Genomic DNA, 20100 nt, shown 5'->3' with positions numbered 1-20100 from the left:
TTATGTCAAGGCATGAAAAAAGCGCTCGCACGGGGGCCCGGGGGACACGGCGCGGCGGCCGCCCGGGAGCTGTTCCGGGCGGCCACCGCGCCGTCGGTCACCGCTCCCCGCGCACCCGCCGGACGGTGTCGCGGTACCAGAGCGCGCTGCGCTTCGGGGTGCGCCGCTGGGTGTCGTAGTCGACCCGCACGATGCCGAACCGCTTGTCGTAGCCGTACGCCCACTCGAAGTTGTCCAGCAGCGACCAGGCGAAGTAGCCGCGCACGTCCGCCCCGGCCAGCCGGGCCCGGGCCACCGCCCGCAGGTGCTCCGTCAGGTACCTCACCCGGTCGTCGTCGGCGACGAATCCGTCGGCGTCGGGCCGGTCGTCGAACGCCGCCCCGTTCTCGGTGATGACCATCGGCACGCCCGGGTAGTCCTGGCTGAGCCGGACGAGCAGCTCGGTGAAGGACTCCGGGACGATCTCCCAGTCCATCGCGGTGCGGGGCAGGTCCCGCCGGACCACCCGCTGCACCGGCCGGCCGGCCTCGTCCCGCTCCCGCCCCTGCTCGTCCACGCCGGAGAAGACCTGCCCGAAGTAGAAGTTCACCCCCAGCACGTCGAACGGGGTGGAGATGACCGCCAGGTCACCCTCCTCGACCGGGATGTGCACCCCCTGGCGCGCCAGGTCGGCCACCACGTCCTCCGGGTAGCGGCCGTGGACCAGCGCGTCCAGGTAGAGGCGGTTGCCCAGCCCGTCGGCCGCCCGGGCGGCGTCCCGGTCCGCCGGGCTGTCCGTGGCCGGGTCGGCGGTGGCCAGGTTGACGGTGATGCCCAGGTCCACCGGCCCGCGGGCCGCCGCCCGCATCCCTTGCACCGCCAGGCCGTGCCCGAGCAGCAGGTGGTGCGCGGCGGCGATGCCGTCGCCCAGGTCCCGGCGACCCGGCGCGTGCGCGCCGTAGGCGTAGCCGAGCATCGCCGAACACCACGGCTCGTTGAGGGTGGTCCAGGTCTTCACCCGGTCACCCAGGGCGTCGAAGACCAGCTCCGCGTAGTCCGCGAACCGGTACGCGGTGTCCCGCACCGGCCAACCGCCGGCGTCCTCCAGCTCCTGCGGCAGGTCCCAGTGGTAGAGGGTGACCCACGGGTCCACCCCGCGGCCGAGCAGCTCGTCCACGAGCCGGTCGTAGAAGGCCAGCCCGGCCGGGTTCGCCGGACCGCGCCCGCCGGGCTGCACCCGCGGCCAGGCCACCGAGAAGCGGTACGTGTCCAGGCCCAGGTCCGCGATCAGCGCGACGTCCTGCGGCATCCGGTGGTAGTGGTCGCAGGCCACGTCGCCGTGGTCCCCGTTGGCCACCGCCCCGGGCACCCGGCAGAAGGTGTCCCAGATGGACGGCGTACGACCGTCCTCGGCGACCGCGCCCTCGATCTGGTACGACGAGGTCGCCACGCCCCAGCGGAAGGTCGGCGGGAGGGTGTCGATCGGATCGGCCTGCCCGGTGGTGGCCGAGGCGGTGCGGTCGCTGTCCATGGTTCTCCTCGCGGTTGCGGGTGGTTCGGATGGTGCGTGGTCGGGCCGGATCACCGGGGCACCGCCGCGGCCGCAGGGTGCAGCCAGCAGGCGACGGCGCGCCCCGGGTCGTCGTCACCGGGCGGACCGAGTAGTGGCAGCTCGGCGTCGCAGGGCGTGAAGGCCCGGGGGCAGCGGGGATGGAACGCGCAGCCGGTGGGCATGGCGCGCAGGTCCGGCGGGGAGCCGGGAATGCCGGTCAGCTCGCGGCGGGGGCCGCGCAGCGCCGGGAAGGAGTGCAGCAACCCGTCGGTGTACGGGTGCAGGGCCCGCCGGTACAGCTCGCCGGCCGGCGCCTCCTCCACGATCCGGCCGCCGTACATGATGGCGATCCGGTCGGAGAACTCCACCAGCAGCGACAGGTCGTGGGTGATGAACAGCACCGCGAAGCCGAGCCGCTCGCGCAGTTCGGCGAGCTGGCCGAGGATCTGCCGCTGCATCACCACGTCCAGCGCGGTGGTCGGCTCGTCCATGATGACGACCTGCGGCTCCAGTGCCAGCGCCATCGCGATCATCACCCGTTGCCGCATCCCGCCGGAGAGCTGGTGCGGGTAGCTGTCCAGCCGGTCGGCGGCGATCCCGACCAGCCGGAGCAGGTCGCGGGCCCGGGCCAGCCGGGCGGCCCGGGTGGTCCCCGGCTCGTGCGCCCGGATCACGTCGAGCAGCTGGGTGGAGACCTTGTGCACCGGGTTGAGCGAGTTCATCGCCCCCTGGAACACAATGGACGTCTCGGCCCAGCGGAAGTCCCGCAGCCGCGCCGGGGACAGCGACAGCACGTCCACCGGCGGCCCGTCGACGGGGTGGTAGATCACCTCGCCGCCGCTGATCACCCCGGGCGGGGGCAGCAGCCGGGTCAGCCCGTACGCCAGCGTCGACTTGCCGCTGCCGCTCTCCCCGGCAAGCCCCAGCACCTCACCCCGGTGCAGGGTGAGGTCCACGTCGCGGACGGCGTGCACCGCCTCGTCGCCCAGCCCGTAGTCGACGCACAGCTTCCTGATCTCCAGCACCGGCTCACTCATCGGAGCCCCCCTTCGTTCGCGCGCTCACCGGTCGGCTTCCTTCCGCTGCGGGGTGACCACCTCGGGTCGCGGCCGGGGCGGCGGCAGGGTCGCCGGGCGGGCCAGCACGGGGGTGAAACCCACCCGCATCCGGACCACGTGCCCGTCGGCGGTACGGACCCGGGCCCGGCCGGCGCTGCGCAGCCGGGGACTGACGAACTCGTCGATGCCGAAGTTGATCAGCGCGAGGGCGGTGCCCAGCAGCGCGATGGCCAGCCCGGCCGGGACGAACCACCACCACGCGCCCTGGGCGAGGGCCTGCTGGCTCTGCGCCCAGAACAGGATCGTCCCCCAGTTCCACGACGAGACGGACGAGATGCCGATGAAGGCCAGGGTGATCTCGGACATCACCGCGAAGATGACCGTGCCGACGAAGCCGGAGGCGATGACCGCGGTCAGGTTCGGCAGGATCTCGAAGCCGATGATCCGCCAGGTGCTCTCGCCGGTGGCCCGGGCCGCCTCCACGTAGTCGCGCCGGCGCAGCGACAACGTCTGAGCGCGCAGCACCCGGGCGCCCCACGCCCACGAGGTGAGGCCGATGACCAGCGCGACCACCAGGTCGCCGGCGTCGGTGATGGTGGACGTGACGATGATGATCAACGGCAGCGCCGGGATCACCAGGAACACGTTGGACAGCGCCGACAGGGTGTCGTCGGACAGGCCGCCGAGGTAGCCGGCGGTCACCCCGACCAGGACGGACAACACGGTGGCCACCACCCCGGCGGTCAGCCCGACCAGCATCACCCCGCGGGCGCCGACCAGGATCTGGCTGAACACGTCCTGGCCGAGGTGGGTGGTGCCGAACCAGTGCTGCGCCGATGGTGGCTGGAGCAGTTCGTTGCTGCGGGCGTCCGGCTCGTACGGGGCGATCCACGGCCCGATCACCGCGAGCAGGAGGTACCCGGCGACCAGGGCCAGCCCGGTGGCGGCCTTGCCGTTGGCGACGAAGCGCCAGCGCCGGCGCCGGGCGGCGGCGGACGGCTGCGCCATCGCGCCCTGCTTCGGGATGACCTGCTCGATGCTGGAGGTGGGAATGCTCATCGCCTCAGCCCTCCTTGCGGGTACGCGGGTCGAGCAGCAGGTACGCCACGTCGGCGAGCAGGTTCGCCACCAGCACCGAGAACGTGATGACCAGGAAGATGCCCTGCATCAGCGGGTAGTCCTTGGCGCCGACCGCCCGGAACAGCAGGAAGCCGAGCCCCGGGTAGGAGAAGACGATCTCCACCAGCAGGGTGCCGCCGACGATGAAACCCAGCGACAGCGCGAAGCCGGCGACGTTGGGCAGCAACGCGTTGCGGGCGGCGTAGTTCAGCGCCACCCGGCGTTCCGGCAGGCCCTTGGCGTGGGCGACGGTGATGTAGTCCTCGGCGGCGACGGTGACCATCATGTTGCGCATGCTGAGGATCCAGCCGCTCATCGAGGAGATCAGGATGGTGGCGGCGGGCAGCAGGCTGTGCTGCACCGCGCTGCCCAGGAAGATGGTGTCCAGGGCCGGCACCAGACCCGGCTCGTAGCCGCCCGAGGAGGGGAAGAAGCTGCCGGGGCCGGCCAGCACGGCGATCGCGACCAGTCCCAGCCAGAAGTACGGCACCGAGGACAGGAACGTGGTGGCCGGCAGCAGCCCGTCCATCCAGGAGCCGCGCCGCCAGCCGGCCAGCACGCCCAGGCCGGTGCCGAGGGCGAAGCTCACCAGGGTGGTGATCCCGACCAGGGCGAGGGTCCACGGCAGCGCGTCGCCGATCACGTCCGACACCGGCGCCGGGAACGCGGTGAACGACAGGCCGAGGTCGCCGTGGAACAGCTGCTTCCAGTAGTCGAGGTACTGGTCCCAGATGCTGTCGTGGGAGTCGAGGCCGAACAGCACGTACAGCGACTTGATCGCGTCGGTGCTGAGCTGCCCCTGGTAGCGGGAGATCAGCGACTTGACCGGGTCGCCGGGGATCATCCGGGGGATGAAGAAGTTGATGGTCAGCGCGGCCCACGCGGTGAACAGGTAGAAGGCCAGCCGGCGTAGCAGATAGGTCACCGGTTCACCTCCCGGGCCGCCGCGACGGTGGCCGGGTCGTAGAGCCAGCAGGCCGCCCAGTGGTCGGGGCGGTCGCCGACCTCCAGCCGCGGCGGCAGGTCGGTGGTGCAGCGCGGCATGGCCGCCGGGCAGCGCGGGTGGAACCGGCAGCCGGCCGGCGGGCGGATCAGGCTGGGCGGCTCGCCGTCGCCCCGCTCCCGCCCGGCGGCCACGGCGTCGCCGGTGATCCGGTCGGGGTCGGGCGCCGAGTCGATCAGCAGCCGGGTGTACGGGTGGGCGGGCGACTGGGTGACCGTCTCGCTGTCGCCGCCCTCCACCAGGCGTCCGGCGTACATCACCAGCGTCTCGTCGGCGAAGTAGCGGGCCGACGCGATGTCGTGGGTGATGTAGAGGATCGCCAGGTGCAGGCGCTCCTTCAGGTCGCGCAGCAGGTTCAGCACGCCGAGCCGGATGGAGACGTCCAGCATGGAGACCGGCTCGTCGGCGAGCAGCACGTCCGGGTCGGCGCCCAGCGCCCGGGCGATCGCCACCCGCTGCCGCTGCCCGCCGGAGAGCTCGTGCGGGAACTTGTCCAGGTAGCGCTCGGCCGGGGTGAGCGAGACCCGTTCCAGGAGCTTCGCCAGCGCCGCGTCGAGGTCGGCGGCGGTACGGCCGGCGTTGCCGTGGATGCGCAGCGCCCGGGTGAGGTGGTAGCGCACGGTGTGCACCGGGTTCAGCGACGCGAACGGGTCCTGGAAGATCAGCTGCACCCGGCGGGCGTACGCCCGGAAGGGCCGACCACCGCGGACGGTGACCGGCTCGCCGTGCAGGCGGACGGTGCCCGCGGTGCGCGGGTAGAGCTGCGCGAGCAGCCGAGCGACCGTCGACTTGCCGGAGCCGGACTCGCCGACCAGGGCGGTGACCTGGCCGCGGCGCAGGGTGAGGTGCACGTCGTCGACCGCGTGCACGGTCGGTCGGGTGCGGGTCAGCAGGCTCCCCAACCGTCTGCTCACGGGGAAGTGCTTGGTCAGGCCGACCGCCTCCAGCACCTCCTCGCGGACGGCCGGGGCGTCCGTGGTGGGGGTCGTCATGTCGGGTTCCTGTCTTCTCGGTAGAGAGGGGTGCCGTCGGTGGTCCGGGCGGCGGCAGCCGCCGCCCGGACCACGTCGGTCAGGAACCCGCCGGCTTCAGGTGCTGCACGACGTCGGCCGCGTTCGGCTGGGTCGGCTGCGCCGCGCCGTAGGCGTTCGCGTCGTCCGGCCAGCCGGTCCAGTTCTTGGTGCTGTACGCCGCGCCGACGTTGTCCGCGCCGACCGGGATCATCGGCGCCTGCTCCACGAAGACCTTCTGCAGCGTGGCCAGCGCCGCCGTCCGCGCCGCGTCGTCGGTGGCGTTGGCGTACGCGGTCAGCGCCGCGGTGGCCTGCGGGTTGTTGAAGCGGCCGAAATTGCCGGCCGGGGAGGACTTGCCGACCGGCTTGAGCAGCCGGCCGTCCATCACCGTCTGGTAGATGTCGTACGGGGTGGCCCCGCCGTTGGTCCACCGGAAGGTAGCGTCGAACTTGCCCTCCTCGACGTTGCGGAACCAGGCGTCCTGATTGGCCTTGTCGACGGTGGCGGCGATGCCGATCTTCGACAGGTTGTCCTTCACGATCTCCAGGCTGGTCTGGTAGTCCGACCAGCCGGCCGGGTCGGTCAGGGTGAGGGTGACCGGCTTGCCGGACGGGTCGGTCAGGGTGTTGCCGTTGTACTTGAAGCCCGCGTCGGTGAGGGCCTTCTTCGCCCCCTCGACGTCGACCTTGTGCTCCTGGCCCTTGAACTCGGCGGAGATGTAGGCGTCACCGGCCGGGCTGGGCAGTCCGGTCACGCTGCGCACGAGGGGGTGGAAGTAGCCCGCCTCGGCCTGGTTGAAGATGTCCTCCCGGTTGATCACCATGCCCATCGCCCGGCGCAGCGCCGGGTTGTCGAACGGCTTCTTCGTGGTGTTGATGTACAGGCCGTGGATGCCGAGCACCGGCGGCGCCCACACCTTGTGGTGCGCCTCGTCCTTGGCCTGGAAGACCGTCTTGACGTTGGGGATGAAGACGAAGCTCCACTCCGACTCGCCGTTGGCCAGCGCGGTGGTCTGCGCGTTGTTGTCGGTGTACGACGTGTAGCGCAGCTCCTTGACCTTCGGCAGTTCCTGCCAGTAGCCGCTGGTGCGTACCGACAGGGTGGTGGTCTGCGGGGTGAACGACTTCAGCGTGTACGCCCCGCTGCCGACCGGGTTCTTGTTGATGTCGGTGGACGGATCCTTGATGGCCGACCAGACGTGCTTCGGCACGATCGGAACCTGGGCGACGATCTTCTGCTGGTTGACGAACTGCGGGGAGTCGAAGGTGAGGGTCACCTCGTTGCCGCTGCTCGACACCGACTTGTACGGCGTCGCGAACTGGTTCAGGCCCTCGTCGTCCTTGACCAGGTTGTACGTGAACGCGACGTCCTCGGCGGTGACCGGCTTCGCGTCCGACCAGGTGGCGTTGTCGCGGATGGTCACCTTCACCGAGGTGTAGTCGGTGCTCCACTCGGCCTTGGTGGCCAGCCACGGCTTGAACGGGTCGGCGGGCTTGACCGGGTTCCACATCATCAGCGGCTCGTAGATCTGCCAGCGGTAGCCCAGGGACGACGCCGAGGAGGTGGTGAGGAACGGGTTGTGGTTCTCGGTCTGCGGGCCGTTGGGCATGCCGACGTTGAGCACCGTCGTGCCGCCCTTGTTGTCGCGGGCCTTGGTGTTCGCGGTCTCGCCGCAGCCGGCGAGGGTCACCGCGCCGGCGAGCGCGATGGCGACGAACTGCCGTCTTCTCATGGTGGTCTCCCTCGATGCTCCCGCCTTGGGGGAGCGGACGGTGGGTGGGTGAAGGGTGTGCGGTGCCGCCACCGGTCGGGCGGGCCCGGCCGGCGGTGTGGGTGGGGTGGACAGCGGGGTCAGGCGCCGGTGGTCGAGGCGCGCGCGGTGAAGCTGGTCGGGATGATGGTCGGTTGGTCGGGCAGGGGTGCGCCGGCGAAGTGGGAGATGAGCGCGCGGGCGGCGGCCGCGCCCATCTCCCGCAACGGCTGGCGCACCGAGGACAGCGGCGGGTGGGTGTGCCCGGCCAGGGGCAGGTCGTCGAAGCCGACCACCGCCACGTCCTGCGGCACCCGGCGGCCCGCGTCGCGCAGCGCCTGGAGAGCGCCCGCGGCGGACAGATCGTTGTGGGCGAACACGGCGTCGAACGGCACGCCGGCGGCGAGCAGGCGTTCCACCGCCGCCCGCCCGCACTCGAAGGTGAAGTCGCCCTCCACCACCAGGGCCGGGTCGATCGGCAGACCCGCCTCGGCGTAGCCGCGGGCGAAGCCGTCGAGCCGCTCCCGGGTGCAGCCGAAGCGGCTCAGGCCGGTCACGACCAGCGGGCGTCGTCGCCCGAGCCCCAGCAGGTGCGCCGCGGCGGCACCGGCGCCCGCCGCGTTGGTGGTGCGGACCGAGGGGAAGCCCGGCTGGTGGCCTCGGTCGTCGATGAGCACGACCGGCAGGCCCCGCTCGTGCAGCGCGGTGATGTAGTCCAGGGTGCCCTCCGGCTCGACCACCAGCAGGCCGTCGAAGGACTTCGCCGAGACCTGGGAGGCGAACCGCCGCATCGACTCGTCCCCCCGGTTGCAGGTGGACAGCAGCAGGCCGTACCCCTCGGACTCGACCACGTCGACCGCCCCCTGCAACACCTCGCCCATCCAGGGCCAGGTGAGGGCGGGTACCAGCATGCCGACCACCCGGGTCCGGCCGCGGGCCAGCCCGACGGCCCGGGCGCTCGGCACGTAGCCCAGGTCGGTGATGACCGCGCGGACCCGGTCCGCGGTCCGGCCGTCCACCTCGCCCTTGCCGTTGAGCACCCGGGAGACGGTCGTCTTGCTCACGCCCGCCCGGGTGGCGACGTCGGCGATGGTGATCGGCACGTGACGCTCCCGGGTCGCAGGAATTGAGGGCGTGTTGCGGAACCGGTTTCGGAAGCGGTTCCGTCGCAGTCAATCGAAGTGGCGGCGGTCACGTCAATAACGGAGACGTAACGAAACATGACTTACTTCAAGACCTCAAAGAAGTGCCTGGCCAGGGTGGGTGCGCCATGGGTCACGGCGGGGTTCGGGCGACGACGGGGGTGGGCCGCGGAGCAGCATCGATGCCGGCGAACGACCGGAAATTGCGTCGCCGATCCGCGGGTGCGACCTACGGTGCTCCGATGACCCACCCCGACAGGAGTCGGCGAGCCCAGCGTCTCCCCGTGTGGCTGCTGGATGTGGACGGCGTGGTCAACGTGGACCGCCCCGCCTATCTACGTTGCGGGGCCTCGGCCCGTCCAGGGTCAGCCTCACGGGAGCTGCGCAATGCGCCGACCGCCACCAGTCCGGGGCCGGCGAGCGCAAGCGCCGCCTCTACGGCCTTCGACACCTGCGGGAAGTTTTCCGCCGACGTGCTCACCCTCACCCCTACCTCCAGGAAGGCATCGTCGCGAGGGTTGGCAATCATCCACCAGCCTGACCACGTCGCGGCGAGATCCGAGTAAGCGTGAGCCGCCGCCAGCGCCAGCAGGAACGACCCGACCGGGAGCAGCCATCGCCGGTCAGCGCGCCAACCGGACAGCGCGAGTGCCCCCATGGCCGCGAGGGTGCCGAGCAGCGCTGGCCATACCGTCCCGAGCAGTTCGAGCAGTGGATAGCGGCCGAACCCTCTGTCGAAGCTCAGCCCGAACCAGGCGAGTAGCAGCAGCGCGAGGAGGCTGGTCGCCACACCCCGCCGCCTACCGCGCGCCGGCAACGCCAACACACCGGCCGTGAGACACAGAACGCCAAGCAGCAGACCCGCCGCCGCGAGCCGCTCCCGGTCGATCATCTCCCGCCAGCGTGCCAGCATGGCCGTCTCACCTACCCGGCCGTACGTCAGCAAGCTCCCATCACCGATCTGCTCCTGGTACCAGGACAGTCGCGTCGCCGCGACGACGGCGAGCAGCCCGATACCGAGGATGACCGCCCACCTCACGCGACGCACACCCCGGCTCGCCGCCACCACGTACCCGAGCAGCGCGAGCAGCATGACGAGGCCGTACTGCAGTGACGCGCCGGGCATGACGAGCAGCGCCGCCGCAACGGAGAGCACACCGCTCACGACGGATGCCAGCAGCAGGCCGAGCGGGAGACGCATGGTCAAGATCGTGGCACATTGTCCGGGGCACGCGGCCTGCACATGATCAGCCGGTGCCATCGCTGCTGCACAGCCCGGTGCGGCACTCCCGCACCGACGGTCCGGTCGCCCCGGCCTGGCAGACTGGGCCGCGGCGCCGGCGGCGCGCCATGGTGGGGAGGGCCCGATGGAGCAGGACCGGGATGGTGTCGTCCTGTACTGGCGGCCGATGTGTACGTACTGCCTGAAGCTCTGGATGAAGCTGCGCTTCGCCCGGCTGCCGTACCGGGCGGTCAACATCTGGCGGCACCCGGACGCCGCCGCGTTCGTCCGCTCGGTCGCCGACGGCAACGAGACCGTCCCGACCGTCACGGTCGCGGGACATCCGCTGGTCAACCCGTCGCTGCGCCAACTGCGAGCGGCGGTCCGGGAGCACGCCCCGCATCTGCTGGCCTGAGCTACGCCGCCGCCCAAACGACCGTTAAGCTGGGCGGGTGGGAATCGACGAGCTGTACCCGGCCGAGCGGCTGGCCGCCGCGCAACGCGCCACCGCCGCCGCGGGGCTGGACGCGCTGCTGCTCACCCCCGGCTCCGACCTGCGCTACCTGACCGGGTACGACGCCCACGCGGGGGAGCGGCTGACCTGCCTGGTGCTGCCCGCCGAGGGTGAGCCGACGCTGATCGTGCCGGTCCTGGAACGCCCGGCCGCCGAGGCGTCCCCCGCACCGGCCACCGGGCTGCGCATCGTCGACCACACCGACGGAACCGACCCGTACCCACTGGTCCGCACGGCGCTGCCCGGCCCGGTGACGGCCGTCGGACTGGCCGACCGGATGTGGGCCGAGCAGGTCCTCGCGCTGCGCGCCACGCTGCCCGATGCCGCCCAACGGCTCGCCGGCGAGGTGCTGCGCGAGCTGCGGATCCGCAAGTCGCCCGCCGAGGTGGCGGCCCTGGCCGAGGCCGGCGCGGCGATCGACGCGGTGCACGACCGGATGGGGGAGTGGCTGCGCCCCGGCCGGACCGAAACCGAGGTGGCCACGGACATCGCCGCCGCGATCCGCGCCGCCGGCCACGTGACCGTCGACTTCGTCATCGTCGCCGCCGGGCCGAACGGCGCCAGCCCGCACCACGGCACCTCCGACCGGCCGATCGGTGCCGGCGAGCCGGTGGTGGTGGACATCGGCGGCACCATGCCGTCGGGCTACCGCTCCGACTGCACCCGCACCTACGTCGCCGGCGGCCCCGCCCCGACCGACTTCGCCGCCTACTACATGGTGCTGCACGAGGCGCAGCGCGCGGCGGTCGAGGCCGTCCGCCCCGGCACGACCGCCGAGGCGGTCGACGCGGTGGCCCGCGACCTCATCGCCGGCGCCGGCTACGGCGAGGCCTTCCTGCACCGCACCGGTCACGGCATCGGCCTGGACGGCCACGAGGAGCCGTACGTCGTCGCCGGCAATCCCCGTCCGTTGGAGGCCGGCATGGCGTTCTCCATCGAACCGGGCATCTACCTGGCCGGGCGGCACGGCGCCCGGATCGAGGACATCGTCGTCTGCACAACGGACGGCGTGCAACGGCTCAACACCACCCCCACGGAGCTCATCGCGCTATGACTGTCGACCGGATCCTCCCCACCGACGAGGCCCACGACCTGCTGGACCTCGCCACCGAGCTCGCCGACCGGGAGCTCGCGCCGAAGGCCGCCGGCTTCGAGGAGCGCGGCGAGTTTCCCCGCGAGGTGCTGCGCACCGTGGGCCGGGCCGGCCTGCTCGGCCTGCCGTACGCCGAGGAGCACGGCGGCGCCGCCCAGCCGTACGAGGTCTACCTGCAGGTGCTGGAGATCCTGGCCGGCCGCTGGCTCGCCGTCGCCGAGGCGATCAGCGTGCACACCCTGTCCTGCTACCCGGTGGCCCAGTTCGGCACCGACGAGCAGCGCAAGCTGCTGCCCGACATGATCGGCGGGGAACTGCTCGGGGCGTACTGCCTCTCCGAGCCGCAGGGTGGCTCCGACGCGGCGGCGCTGACCACGAAGGCGGTCCGCGACGGCGACGCGTACGTCGTCTCCGGCACCAAAGCGTGGATCACCCACGCCCGGGTCGCCGACTTCTACAACATCTTCTGCCGCACCGGCGGCCCCGGCCCGAAGGGCATCTCCTGCCTGCTGGCCGACCGGGCCACGCCCGGCATCCACCCGCAGGCCGCCGAGCGGACGATGGGGCTGCACTCCTCCCCGGTCGCGCAGATCGCCTTCGACGACGCCCGGGTGCCCGCCGACCGGCTGATCGGCGGCGAGGGGATGGGCTTCACCATCGCCATGTCCGCCCTGGACTCCGGCCGCCTCGGCATCGCCGCCTGCGCGGTCGGGCTGGCCCAGGCCGCGCTCGACTATGCGGTCGGGTACGCGCGGGAGCGACAGCAGTTCGGCCGCGCGATCATCGACTTCCAGGGGCTCGGGTTCAACCTCGCCGACGCGGCCACCCAGATCTCCGCCGCCCGGGCGCTGACCCTCGCGGCCGCGCGGCTGCGTGACGCGGGCCGGCCGTACTCCCTCGAGGCGGCGAAGGCGAAGCTCTTCGCCACCGACATGGCGATGCGGGTGACCACCGACGCGGTGCAGGTGCTCGGCGGCGCCGGCTACGTGGCCGACCACCCGGTGGAGCGGTACATGCGGGAGGCCAAGGTGCTGCAGATCGTCGAGGGCACCAACCAGATCCAGCGGCTGGTCATCTCCCGCGCCCTCGCGAAGGGCTGACCTGTCGCGGTGACGTTCCCCCGGATCACCGTCGACCCCGGCGTCATGGGGGTGCGCCCTGCGTGCGGCAGTCGCGCGCCACGCTGCTGGCGATGATGGCCGAGGGGATGTCCGTGCCGGACATCCTCACCGACCTGCCCTTCCTCGACGAGGAGGACATGGCGGAGGTGCTGGACGACGCGGCGGACGCGGTGCGCGACCGCACGGCCGGCTGAGCGTCACGCCCGGCGGGCCGGGTGCGGCACGAGAGCCCGTTTCCAGGTAGGTTGCACCGCGTGGAGGAGATCGACCGCGCCATCGTCGCCGCGCTGACCGGAGACGGTCGGCTGTCGTACACGGACCTGGCCGAGAAGGTGGGTCTGTCGGTGTCCGCGGTGCACCAGCGGGTCCGCCGGCTGGAGCAGCGCGGCGTCATCAAGGGATACGCCGCCCGCGTCTCCTTCGAGGCGCTGGACCTGCCGCTGGCCGCGTTCGTGGCGATCCGGCCGTTCGACCCGTCGCAGCCGGACGACGCGCCGGAGCGGTTGGCCCACCTGCCGGAGATCGACTCGTGCTACTCGGTGGCGGGGGAGGACTTCTACCTGCTGCTGGTGCGGGTGGCCAGCCCGACGGACCTGGAGCGGGTGCTCCAGGAGATCCGGACCTCGGCGAACGTCACCACCCGCACTACCGTCGTACTCTCCACTCCGTACGAGCATCGCCCGCCGAAGGTCGGCCCGGATCCCGTGAATCCGCACCGGCTCCGTGGCATCTCGGCTGAGTCAGCGGGTTCGCAGGCGGGTTGACCCCGCTCAGCGAGCGATGATCGCCTCCGCCCCTGGCCGGGGACGGCCGGCAAAAATCGGATGCGGTCATTGGTGAGCGCTCGGCGCAGGCGGACAAGATCGTGCCAAACGGGTCGAGGAAGATCGAGAACGGGCTACCCCGGTGCGGCCGGCTGGCAGGGATCGAAGCTAGGATCCATCCCTGATTCGTGCGGTCCGGACCATGAGCGGACGCCGAGCCTACGGCCGGTGTTGTCCGTGCTGCCTCCGCCCTCGAGTCGCTTTGCGTGTCATCAACGGGAGGATGAGGTAACCGTGCTGTCGCATGAGCGAAGCGCCTTCGGGCCCCGACAGGCGGAGAGCTTCGCCACCTACCTGCAGTTCCTTGAGCACAACGACGTCGAGCACGTGGTCCAGCCGGGCAAGGCGAACCGGGCCTACGACGCGGCGCTCGCTGCCGCCCAGTTGCAGCAGAACTTCCTGGCGAACTGCCGGGGCCGGGTGGGGCAGCCGCTGCGGATCAACCCGTCGCCGGCGGGGGTTGGGCGATGACGGCTTCGAAGCCGGGTCGGTCCCGGTTCAGCGGATGGCTGGCGGAGGCCCGGACGTCGGCCGCGGGGGCGCTACTGCCCGCCTCGGCGGTCGAGGTGGTGGCCCTTGCCGCCCTGCTGCTGGCGGCGGTGGGAAGCTCCCGCCTCTGGGCGCTTCCCCCGGCCGTTCTCGCGCTCGGTCTGCTGGCCTGGGCGTGGCGTGGCGGTTCGGTGTCCGGCGGAACGTCCGTCGTGGCGCGTATCCTCCTGCTGGCCTGCGCGTACCTGCTCGGCGCGGTACACGGCAGTCTTGATCCCGCCTTGGCCGTTGGTGTCGCCGTCGCAGGCTTGGCGGTTCTCACCGAGTCGCTGTTGGCGGCCGTGTCCGATGCTGTTTACCCCGTCTCGGCCAACCTGCCCGGAAGCGGCTCACGGCCTGACCGTAGCCCCAACACGAGCCGCGTGGCGCTGGTCAACGGCGCTGCGGTTCTCGTGGCACTGGTCTGCGCGTTCACCGACATCTTCGGGGTGATCGCGCTGGCGGTGGCGACCGCGGCGCTCGGGTTGGCCCTGTTCACCGGGTTGCAGGCGCTGACGCGGGTGCGGGCGCGGCGCAGCAGTGAGACGAAACTGCATGCCGCGCTGACCGCCTACGAGCCGGTCTTTCTCGTGCATTGGAACGCACCCGCCGGCACCGCCTACCAGATCGCGATGTGGTTGCCCTACCTGGAACGCCTCGGCAAGAAGTTCTTTGTGCTGGTTCGCAGCCAAACCAACTTCAACGAGGTGGTGGGTCTCACCAAGGCCCCGGTGGTCCTGCGGATGGGGCTGAACCAGCTCGACGATGTCATCGCCCCGTCGCTACGGGCAGCCTTCTACGTCAATACCGCGACGATGAACAACCACGTGATCCGGTATACGAACCTGACGCACATCCAGCTCAACCACGGCGACAGCGACAAGGTGCCGAGTCACAACCCGGTCTTCCGGATCTACGACAAGAACTTCGTCGCCGGCCAGGCCGCGATCGACCGGTTCGCGGCCAACGGCGTGAGCATGCCCGCAGAGATGTTCACCATCGTCGGGCGCCCTCAGGTGGAGAACGTCGCCATCGCCACCGGGCCAATCGCCTCGATTGCCAACCCTCGGGTCCTGTACGCCCCGACGTGGGCCGGCTTCTATGCCGACTCCAACTATTCCTCGCTGCTCGTTGGCTGCGACATCATCAAGGCGCTCGTCGCTCGCGGGTGCAGCGTCGTCTTCCGACCGCATCCGTACAGTCAGCGGTCCGCGGAGTTGACCCGCGAGTGTGAGCGCATCCGGACGCTGCTGGCTGACGACCGCCGGGCGAACGGACGGCCACACGTCTTCGGAGCCGAGGCTGAGGTGGCGATGACGGTCGCGGACTGCTTCAACGCGTCGGACGCGATGGTGTCGGATGTGTCGAGCGTGGTGGCGGACTACCTGTACTCGGAGAAGCCCTTCGTGATGGTTGCCGTCTCGGTGCCGGCGGCCCAGTTCCCGGAGGCGTTCCCGCTTGCGCGGGCGGGCTACGTGATCGACGCGTACGGCGGCCGGCTGCAGGGACTCGACGCCGCCCTCGACGACCTCCTCGGCAGCGACCCCCTCGCCAGTACCCGCCGCGACCTCAAGAAGTACTACCTTGGGGACATTCCGGCGGACCGGTACGCGCAGCGCTTCCTCGACGAGGCCTCGCGCTACCTCTGATCCTGCCAGCGGCATCGCAGCCCACTATTGGCTCCGGTTCAGCGTTGACGCTGAACCGGAGCCAATAGTTGTGACGCGGCCACGTGAGGATGCTCCCTTGACCCTCAGGCCAGCTGGTCCAGCCGACCGGAGCGGCTGTTGCCGGAGATCGGGACCTCCACGAACGTCACCACCCGCACCACCGTGGTGCTGTCCACGCCGTACGAGAATCGGCCGCCGAAGATCAGTGCCGAACGCCCGGGCCGGGGTCGGTCCCGGGGGGCGGCGGAGCCGGCTGGTTCCAACGCTGGATGACCTGCCGCCCGTGCTCGTGACCGAGCACGCTGACGGTGGCGGTGTCCAGCCGCAGCCGGGCGCCGGCCGACGGCGGCAGGCCGATCCAGCGGGCGCCGAGCACCCGCAGGCTGTGCCCGTGGCCGACCAGGCCGACGGTGCCCCGGTCGAGCAGGGGAGTGACCCGGGCGAGCACCCGGTCGAGGCGTTCGCCGACCTGCGAGGGTGACTCGCCACCGGGGCAGCCGTCGGTCCAGATGTTCCACTGCGGGTGTTCCTCCTGGATGTCCGCGGTCGTGCGTCCCTCGTACTCGCCGTAGCTCCACTCGGCGAGGTCGGGGTCGGTGGCGTCGACGTCGAGGCCGGCGAGCTGCGCGGTGCGCAGGGCCCGCTGCCGGGGACTGGCCAGCACCCGGACGAACCGCCGGCCCGCGAGCATCACGCCGAGCGCGCGGGCCTGCCGCTCGCCGTCGGGGGTGAGCTCCAGGTCGGTGTACGAGGTGTGCCGGTGACTGGCGGTCCAGGCCGTCTCGCCGTGCCGGATCAGCAGGATCTCTCCCATTCGTCCAGTTAACCAGCCGGCGCGCTTCCCCGTTCACCTAGTATCCTAGGACGCTTTAGCGGTTGTGCCCGGGCACACCAGCCGTTTGGCCAAGGGACATGCGGGGACGCACCCGGGGACGGAGCATGCGGCCCCGGAATGCCGCGACAGCGGAGGGAGTCCTCGATGAGCTTCACCGAGAAGACGAAGAACAAGGCCCAGGAGCTAAGCGGACTTGCCAAGGAGCGGATCGGCCAGGCCACCGACAACGAACGGTTGCGGGCGGAGGGCGCCACCGAGCAGAGCACGGCGCGCGCCCGAAAGGCCGGCGAGCAGGCCGGCCGCGACGTCAAGGACGCCTTCAACAAGTGACCCGCACGGCGACGGGCTCCCAGTCCGGGAGCCCGTCGCCGTGCGTCTGGGCTACCTCCGTCCGGTACCCGGTACGGCATACCGTCGAAGCATGAGTCCGGATGCTCCTCCTTCACCTTCCTGGTCTCCGCCACGGACGGCGTTGTCGTGGACGTGCGGGTTCCGGCCGGGCGCGAGGCCGCCCTGGACGGGCTCACCGACCGGGCGAGACCTCGCGGACGGCTCGGTGAGCTGATGCGGTGGCCGCTGGGTAGCCTCCCGGCATGACGGTTGCCCGTTCCCTGCTGCTGTTCGTGCTGGCCGCGCTGGCCGAGATCGGGGGAGCGTGGCTCGTCTGGCAGGGCTGGCGGGAGCACCGGGGGCTGTGGTGGATCGCGGCGGGCGTGCTGGCGCTGGGGGCGTACGGGTTCGTGGCGACGTTCCAGCCGGACCCCAACTTCGGTCGGATCCTGGCCGCGTACGGGGGTGTGTTCGTGGCCGGGTCGCTGGGCTGGGGTGTGCTGGTGGACGGCTTCCGCCCGGACCGCTGGGACGTGGCGGGCGCGGCGATCTGCCTGCTGGGCGTCGCCGTCATCATGTACGCGCCGCGGGGCGGCTGACCGCTACGTCGTCGCGTGTGCGGCTCGCCGCGGAGTGGGCCAGCCAACAGCATCACGGTGAGCACACCGATTGCCGCGGCGAGCTGCGCACCGGCGACGGTCCCGATGCCGAGGGGCAGGGTGGCGAGCGCGGCGGTGGCGCCGGCTGGTCGGGCCAGGGGTAGGCCGAGGCGCAGGCCCAGCCGGGCGCCGGCGACGCCGGTGAGGAACAGGGCGACGCCGCCGGAGAGCGCGAGCGCGGCTCCGATGCTGGCCGGCTCGCCCGGGTGGGAGACGGCGGCGTGGATGCCGGCGGCGGTGGCGATGATGCCGAGCAGGATCAGGTAGTGCGGCAGCACGTAGGTGCGGGCGGCGAGGTGGGTGCGGGCGCCTGGGGTGGCGGTGGTGAGGGAGGCAACGGCGTTGCGGGTGTCGGTGAAGTAGGTCCACCACATGGCGGCGGGCAGGGCGAGTCCCATGACGATGGCGCCCGCCGTGCCGGCGGTGACGTGGCGGACGTCGACGCCGGCGCCGATGGCGACGACGGTCTCGCCTAGGGCGATGATCACGAGCAGGCCGTGGCGTTCGACGAAGTGTCCGGCGGAGACGTGGAAGGTGCTGGCGACGCGGATCCAGGAGTGTCCGGGTGTGAGGTAGGGCAGCGCGGCCTGGACGAGGGCGGCGGCGAGCCAGAGCGCGTAGGTGGCGGGGGCGTCGACGAACGCGGCGATGACGATGAGCAGCGCCGCGCCGAGGTTGTAGGAGGCGAGGCGGGGGACGACGGCGCGGGCGTCCGAGCGGCTGAACATGATCAGGTGGACGCCGTTGAGGACGAGGTAGCCGAGGGCGAAGAGCAGGCCGGTGTCGGTGAACGCGGCGGGGATGGCGACGCTGGTGAGCAGGAAGCCGGCCATGCCGGCGAAGAGGGCGATCTTCTGGGCGGGGCGTCGGGTGGCACGTGGTTGGTCAGCCAGGCGTAGCCGGTGTAGGGGTACCAGAGCAGTCCGAGGATGAGGACGGTGCGGCCGAAGCCGGCCCAGGTGAGGTCGTCTTCGAGGACGTGGGCGAGCTGGGTGACGATGAAGACGAAGACGACGTCGAAGAAGATCTCGACGGCGGTGACCCGGGCGGCGGTGTCGGGGGCTGCCGGGCTCATGGATCTGGAGGCTAGTGCCCGCGGCCGTCGGTGGTGCGGCGCTGGGGGAAAGGGATCGCCCCGGCACCTGCGGGTGCCGGGGCGAGGGTCCGTTTCGGGTCAGTCGTCGCGGTGGTCGGCCCACCATTGCTGGCCTGCGGCGGGCAGGGTGTCGATCGGGTCGTAGTAGGCGTAGCGCTTGTTGAGCGCCTCCAGGTCGGCGGACTCGATCGAGGTGCGGTAGTTCTTGGTCCAGTAGGAGATGCCGCGTTCGCGGTCGTACTCGGTGAGCATGTGCACCCAGCGCTTGCCGACGAAGGGGACGTCGCAGACGATCCGCGGGGTGGCGTAGCCGGGCAGGTAGCCCATGATGTCGTGCTGGAGTTGCTGGGCGTGCCAGACCGGGACCCGCCAGTGTTCGGCGTTGGGGATCATGTCGCACATGTAGAAGTAGTACGGCAGGATGCCCGCTTCGCCTTGGAGGGCGAAGCAGAGGTCGAGCAGGTCGGGGGCGGTGGCGTTGACGCCGCGCATGAGCACGCCCTGGTTGCGGACGTCGCGGACGCCGACGTCAAGGGCGGTCTGGGCGGCCTTGGCGACCAGCGGGGTGAGCGACTGGGCGTGGTTGACGTGGGTGTGGATGGCGAGGTTGACGCCGCGGCGGGAGGCGGTGCGGGCGACCCGTTCGAGGCCCTCGACGACGTCGGGCTGCAGCCAGTGCTGGGGGAGGCCCATGAGGGCCTTGGTGGCGAGCCGGATGTCGCGGACGGTTTCCAGTTCCAGCAGACGCATCAGGTACGACTCGAGGTTCTTCCACGGCACGTTGGCCACGTCGCCGCCGGAGACGACGACGTCGCGGACGCCGGGGTGGGCCTTGAGGTAGCTGATGTGGGCGTCGTACCGGTCGACGGGCTTGAGGGTGAGCTTGAGCTTGTCGACGGCGGGGGTGGAGTTGCCGACGAGGTCCATCCGGGTGCAGTGGCCGCAGTACTGCGGGCAGGTGGAGAGCAGCTCGGCGAGGACCTTGGTGGGGTAGCGGTGGGTGAGGCCTTCGGCGACCCACATGTCGTGCTCGTGCAGGGAGTCGCGGCTGGCGTAGGGGTGCGACGGCCAGTCGGTGCGCCGGTCGGAGGCGACGGGGATCATGTAGCGCCGGATGGGGTCGGCGAGGAACGCCTCGGTGGTCATCGGCGCGAACGGCACCATCGTGTTGATCATCTGCGGCGGCACCAGCATCGACATGGTGGCCAGGGCCTTCTGGTCGGCCTCGAGGTCGGCGTAGAAGGACTCGTCGACTCCGTCGCCGAGGACGGTGCGCAGTTGCTTGATGTTCTTGACGCAGTTGACCCGCTGCCACTGGGCGTTTTCCCACTGCTCCCGGGTGACGTGGCGCCAGCCGGGGAAGCGGGTCCAGTCGGGTTCGACCAGGGGGCTGCGGCGGTATTCGTACGGCTGCCCGGCGGTCGGGACGGCGACCGGGGCGTGACGGGGTTGAGGGATGGTCTCAACCGGTTGGGTCTGGGTCACGGCCCCTCCTCGTTTCCTGGTGCGGGTTGATCAGCGATCCCGAAGGCTACTGGAAAATATCCGGTAAAGAAATTAGTCTGCCGTAAGTTTTCCCGCGACGCGAGTCC

Annotated in this window: 19 protein-coding genes and 2 pseudogenes; 10 read left to right on the top strand and 11 right to left on the bottom strand. The window is 71.3% G+C overall.

Annotation, left to right across the window (positions count from 1 at the left end; translation table 11 throughout):
• Positions 1-97: 97 nt before the first annotated feature.
• The 8 genes from ACFOYX_RS25865 to ACFOYX_RS25830 all read right to left on the bottom strand — a co-directional run bounded on the left by ACFOYX_RS25865 (position 98) and on the right by ACFOYX_RS25830 (position 9817).
• A complete protein-coding gene (locus ACFOYX_RS25865; RefSeq protein ID WP_109803487.1) occupies positions 98-1510 on the bottom strand; it encodes a GH1 family beta-glucosidase in 1413 nt (470 codons plus the stop codon).
• Positions 1511-1560: 50 nt separating this feature from the next.
• Positions 1561-2568: an ABC transporter ATP-binding protein gene (locus ACFOYX_RS25860; protein ID WP_109803488.1), complete on the bottom strand. Its 1008-nt coding sequence runs from the start codon at positions 2566-2568 to the stop codon at positions 1561-1563.
• Between the two features lie 24 nt (positions 2569-2592).
• Positions 2593-3648, bottom strand: a complete 1056-nt coding sequence (locus tag ACFOYX_RS25855; protein WP_109803489.1) for an ABC transporter permease — start codon at positions 3646-3648, stop codon at positions 2593-2595.
• A 4-nt stretch (positions 3649-3652) separates the two neighbouring features.
• On the bottom strand, positions 3653-4633 hold the full coding sequence (locus tag ACFOYX_RS25850) for an ABC transporter permease (protein ID WP_322439381.1): 981 nt from the start codon (positions 4631-4633) through the stop codon (positions 3653-3655).
• Positions 4630-5703 (bottom strand): ABC transporter ATP-binding protein, encoded by a 1074-nt coding sequence (locus ACFOYX_RS25845; protein ID WP_322439380.1) that lies wholly within the window; start codon positions 5701-5703, stop codon positions 4630-4632. The genes ACFOYX_RS25850 and ACFOYX_RS25845 overlap by 4 nt, the downstream gene beginning before the upstream one ends.
• Positions 5704-5782: 79 nt before the next feature.
• A complete protein-coding gene (locus ACFOYX_RS25840; RefSeq protein ID WP_322439379.1) occupies positions 5783-7456 on the bottom strand; it encodes an ABC transporter substrate-binding protein in 1674 nt (557 codons plus the stop codon).
• A gap of 119 nt (positions 7457-7575) precedes the next feature.
• A complete protein-coding gene (locus ACFOYX_RS25835) occupies positions 7576-8577 on the bottom strand; it encodes a LacI family DNA-binding transcriptional regulator (RefSeq protein ID WP_322439378.1) in 1002 nt (333 codons plus the stop codon).
• Positions 8578-8947: 370 nt separating this feature from the next.
• Positions 8948-9817 carry an aminopeptidase gene (locus ACFOYX_RS25830; protein WP_322439377.1) on the bottom strand — a complete coding sequence of 290 codons (870 nt, stop codon included), beginning with the start codon at positions 9815-9817 and terminating at the stop codon, positions 8948-8950.
• A 166-nt stretch (positions 9818-9983) separates the two neighbouring features.
• On the opposite strand from ACFOYX_RS25830, the gene ACFOYX_RS25825 reads away from it, so the two are divergent.
• The 8 genes and pseudogenes from ACFOYX_RS25825 to ACFOYX_RS25790 form a co-directional block, all read left to right on the top strand.
• Positions 9984-10253, top strand: a complete 270-nt coding sequence (locus ACFOYX_RS25825; RefSeq protein WP_322439376.1) for a glutaredoxin domain-containing protein — start codon at positions 9984-9986, stop codon at positions 10251-10253.
• Between the two features lie 37 nt (positions 10254-10290).
• Positions 10291-11406: a Xaa-Pro peptidase family protein gene (locus ACFOYX_RS25820; protein ID WP_322439375.1), complete on the top strand. Its 1116-nt coding sequence runs from the start codon at positions 10291-10293 to the stop codon at positions 11404-11406.
• Entirely contained in the window at positions 11403-12545 is a 1143-nt protein-coding gene (locus tag ACFOYX_RS25815; protein WP_322439374.1) for an acyl-CoA dehydrogenase family protein, read from the top strand. Before ACFOYX_RS25820 ends, ACFOYX_RS25815 begins: the two co-directional genes overlap by 4 nt.
• Before the next feature lie 62 nt (positions 12546-12607).
• Positions 12608-12760 (top strand): DUF433 domain-containing protein, encoded by a 153-nt coding sequence (locus ACFOYX_RS25810; protein ID WP_322439373.1) that lies wholly within the window; start codon positions 12608-12610, stop codon positions 12758-12760.
• A gap of 60 nt (positions 12761-12820) precedes the next feature.
• Positions 12821-13330, top strand: a complete 510-nt coding sequence (locus ACFOYX_RS25805) for an Lrp/AsnC family transcriptional regulator (protein WP_322439372.1) — start codon at positions 12821-12823, stop codon at positions 13328-13330.
• Positions 13331-13624: 294 nt separating this feature from the next.
• A complete protein-coding gene (locus tag ACFOYX_RS25800) occupies positions 13625-13861 on the top strand; it encodes a hypothetical protein (protein ID WP_109799865.1) in 237 nt (78 codons plus the stop codon).
• Positions 13858-15567: a CDP-glycerol glycerophosphotransferase family protein gene (locus ACFOYX_RS25795; RefSeq protein ID WP_322439371.1), complete on the top strand. Its 1710-nt coding sequence runs from the start codon at positions 13858-13860 to the stop codon at positions 15565-15567. Before ACFOYX_RS25800 ends, ACFOYX_RS25795 begins: the two co-directional genes overlap by 4 nt.
• 97 nt (positions 15568-15664) lie before the next feature.
• A pseudogene (locus tag ACFOYX_RS25790) lies at positions 15665-15861 on the top strand (Lrp/AsnC family transcriptional regulator); the annotation flags it as partial.
• Here ACFOYX_RS25790 and ACFOYX_RS25785 read toward each other — a convergent pair.
• The gene (locus tag ACFOYX_RS25785) at positions 15791-16402 is read right to left on the bottom strand and encodes a histidine phosphatase family protein (protein ID WP_109799863.1); all 612 of its coding nucleotides are present in this window, start codon (positions 16400-16402) and stop codon (positions 15791-15793) included. The pseudogene ACFOYX_RS25790 and the gene ACFOYX_RS25785 overlap by 71 nt on opposite strands.
• A gap of 165 nt (positions 16403-16567) precedes the next feature.
• Between ACFOYX_RS25785 and ACFOYX_RS25780 the strand changes: the two genes are divergently transcribed.
• Both ACFOYX_RS25780 and ACFOYX_RS25775 read left to right on the top strand, forming a co-directional pair.
• Positions 16568-16753 carry a CsbD family protein gene (locus tag ACFOYX_RS25780; protein WP_109799862.1) on the top strand — a complete coding sequence of 62 codons (186 nt, stop codon included), beginning with the start codon at positions 16568-16570 and terminating at the stop codon, positions 16751-16753.
• 263 nt (positions 16754-17016) lie between these two features.
• A complete protein-coding gene (locus ACFOYX_RS25775) occupies positions 17017-17352 on the top strand; it encodes a YnfA family protein (protein WP_109799861.1) in 336 nt (111 codons plus the stop codon).
• 110 nt (positions 17353-17462) lie between these two features.
• Here the strand turns inward: ACFOYX_RS25775 and ACFOYX_RS25770 are convergent.
• Together ACFOYX_RS25770 and ACFOYX_RS25765 are read right to left on the bottom strand one after the other, a co-directional pair.
• Positions 17463-18487, bottom strand: a pseudogene (locus tag ACFOYX_RS25770) (low temperature requirement protein A); the annotation flags it as partial.
• A 99-nt stretch (positions 18488-18586) separates the two neighbouring features.
• Positions 18587-19993: a lysine 2,3-aminomutase gene (locus tag ACFOYX_RS25765; protein ID WP_322439370.1), complete on the bottom strand. Its 1407-nt coding sequence runs from the start codon at positions 19991-19993 to the stop codon at positions 18587-18589.
• Positions 19994-20100: the final 107 nt, after the last annotated feature.

Origin of the sequence: Micromonospora sp. GCM10011541 (genome assembly GCF_042650725.1) — a bacterium.
In the GTDB taxonomy this organism is placed as follows: domain Bacteria; phylum Actinomycetota; class Actinomycetes; order Mycobacteriales; family Micromonosporaceae; genus Micromonospora; species Micromonospora sicca.
The sequence above is the reverse complement of the archived record's forward strand: the minus strand, read 5'-3'. Positions and strand labels throughout refer to the sequence as shown.

Coding starts and splice junctions, on each gene's coding strand:
- ACFOYX_RS25865 (WP_109803487.1), bottom strand. CDS start 1,510: ATGGACAGCGACCGCACCGCCTCGGCCACCACCGGGCAGGCCGATCCG.
- ACFOYX_RS25860 (WP_109803488.1), bottom strand. CDS start 2,568: ATGAGTGAGCCGGTGCTGGAGATCAGGAAGCTGTGCGTCGACTACGGG.
- ACFOYX_RS25855 (WP_109803489.1), bottom strand. CDS start 3,648: ATGAGCATTCCCACCTCCAGCATCGAGCAGGTCATCCCGAAGCAGGGC.
- ACFOYX_RS25845 (WP_322439380.1), bottom strand. CDS start 5,703: ATGACGACCCCCACCACGGACGCCCCGGCCGTCCGCGAGGAGGTGCTG.
- ACFOYX_RS25840 (WP_322439379.1), bottom strand. CDS start 7,456: ATGAGAAGACGGCAGTTCGTCGCCATCGCGCTCGCCGGCGCGGTGACC.
- ACFOYX_RS25830 (WP_322439377.1), bottom strand. CDS start 9,817: ATGCGTCTCCCGCTCGGCCTGCTGCTGGCATCCGTCGTGAGCGGTGTG.
- ACFOYX_RS25825 (WP_322439376.1), top strand. CDS start 9,984: ATGGAGCAGGACCGGGATGGTGTCGTCCTGTACTGGCGGCCGATGTGT.
- ACFOYX_RS25815 (WP_322439374.1), top strand. CDS start 11,403: ATGACTGTCGACCGGATCCTCCCCACCGACGAGGCCCACGACCTGCTG.
- ACFOYX_RS25795 (WP_322439371.1), top strand. CDS start 13,858: ATGACGGCTTCGAAGCCGGGTCGGTCCCGGTTCAGCGGATGGCTGGCG.
- ACFOYX_RS25785 (WP_109799863.1), bottom strand. CDS start 16,402: ATGGGAGAGATCCTGCTGATCCGGCACGGCGAGACGGCCTGGACCGCC.
- ACFOYX_RS25780 (WP_109799862.1), top strand. CDS start 16,568: ATGAGCTTCACCGAGAAGACGAAGAACAAGGCCCAGGAGCTAAGCGGA.
- ACFOYX_RS25775 (WP_109799861.1), top strand. CDS start 17,017: ATGACGGTTGCCCGTTCCCTGCTGCTGTTCGTGCTGGCCGCGCTGGCC.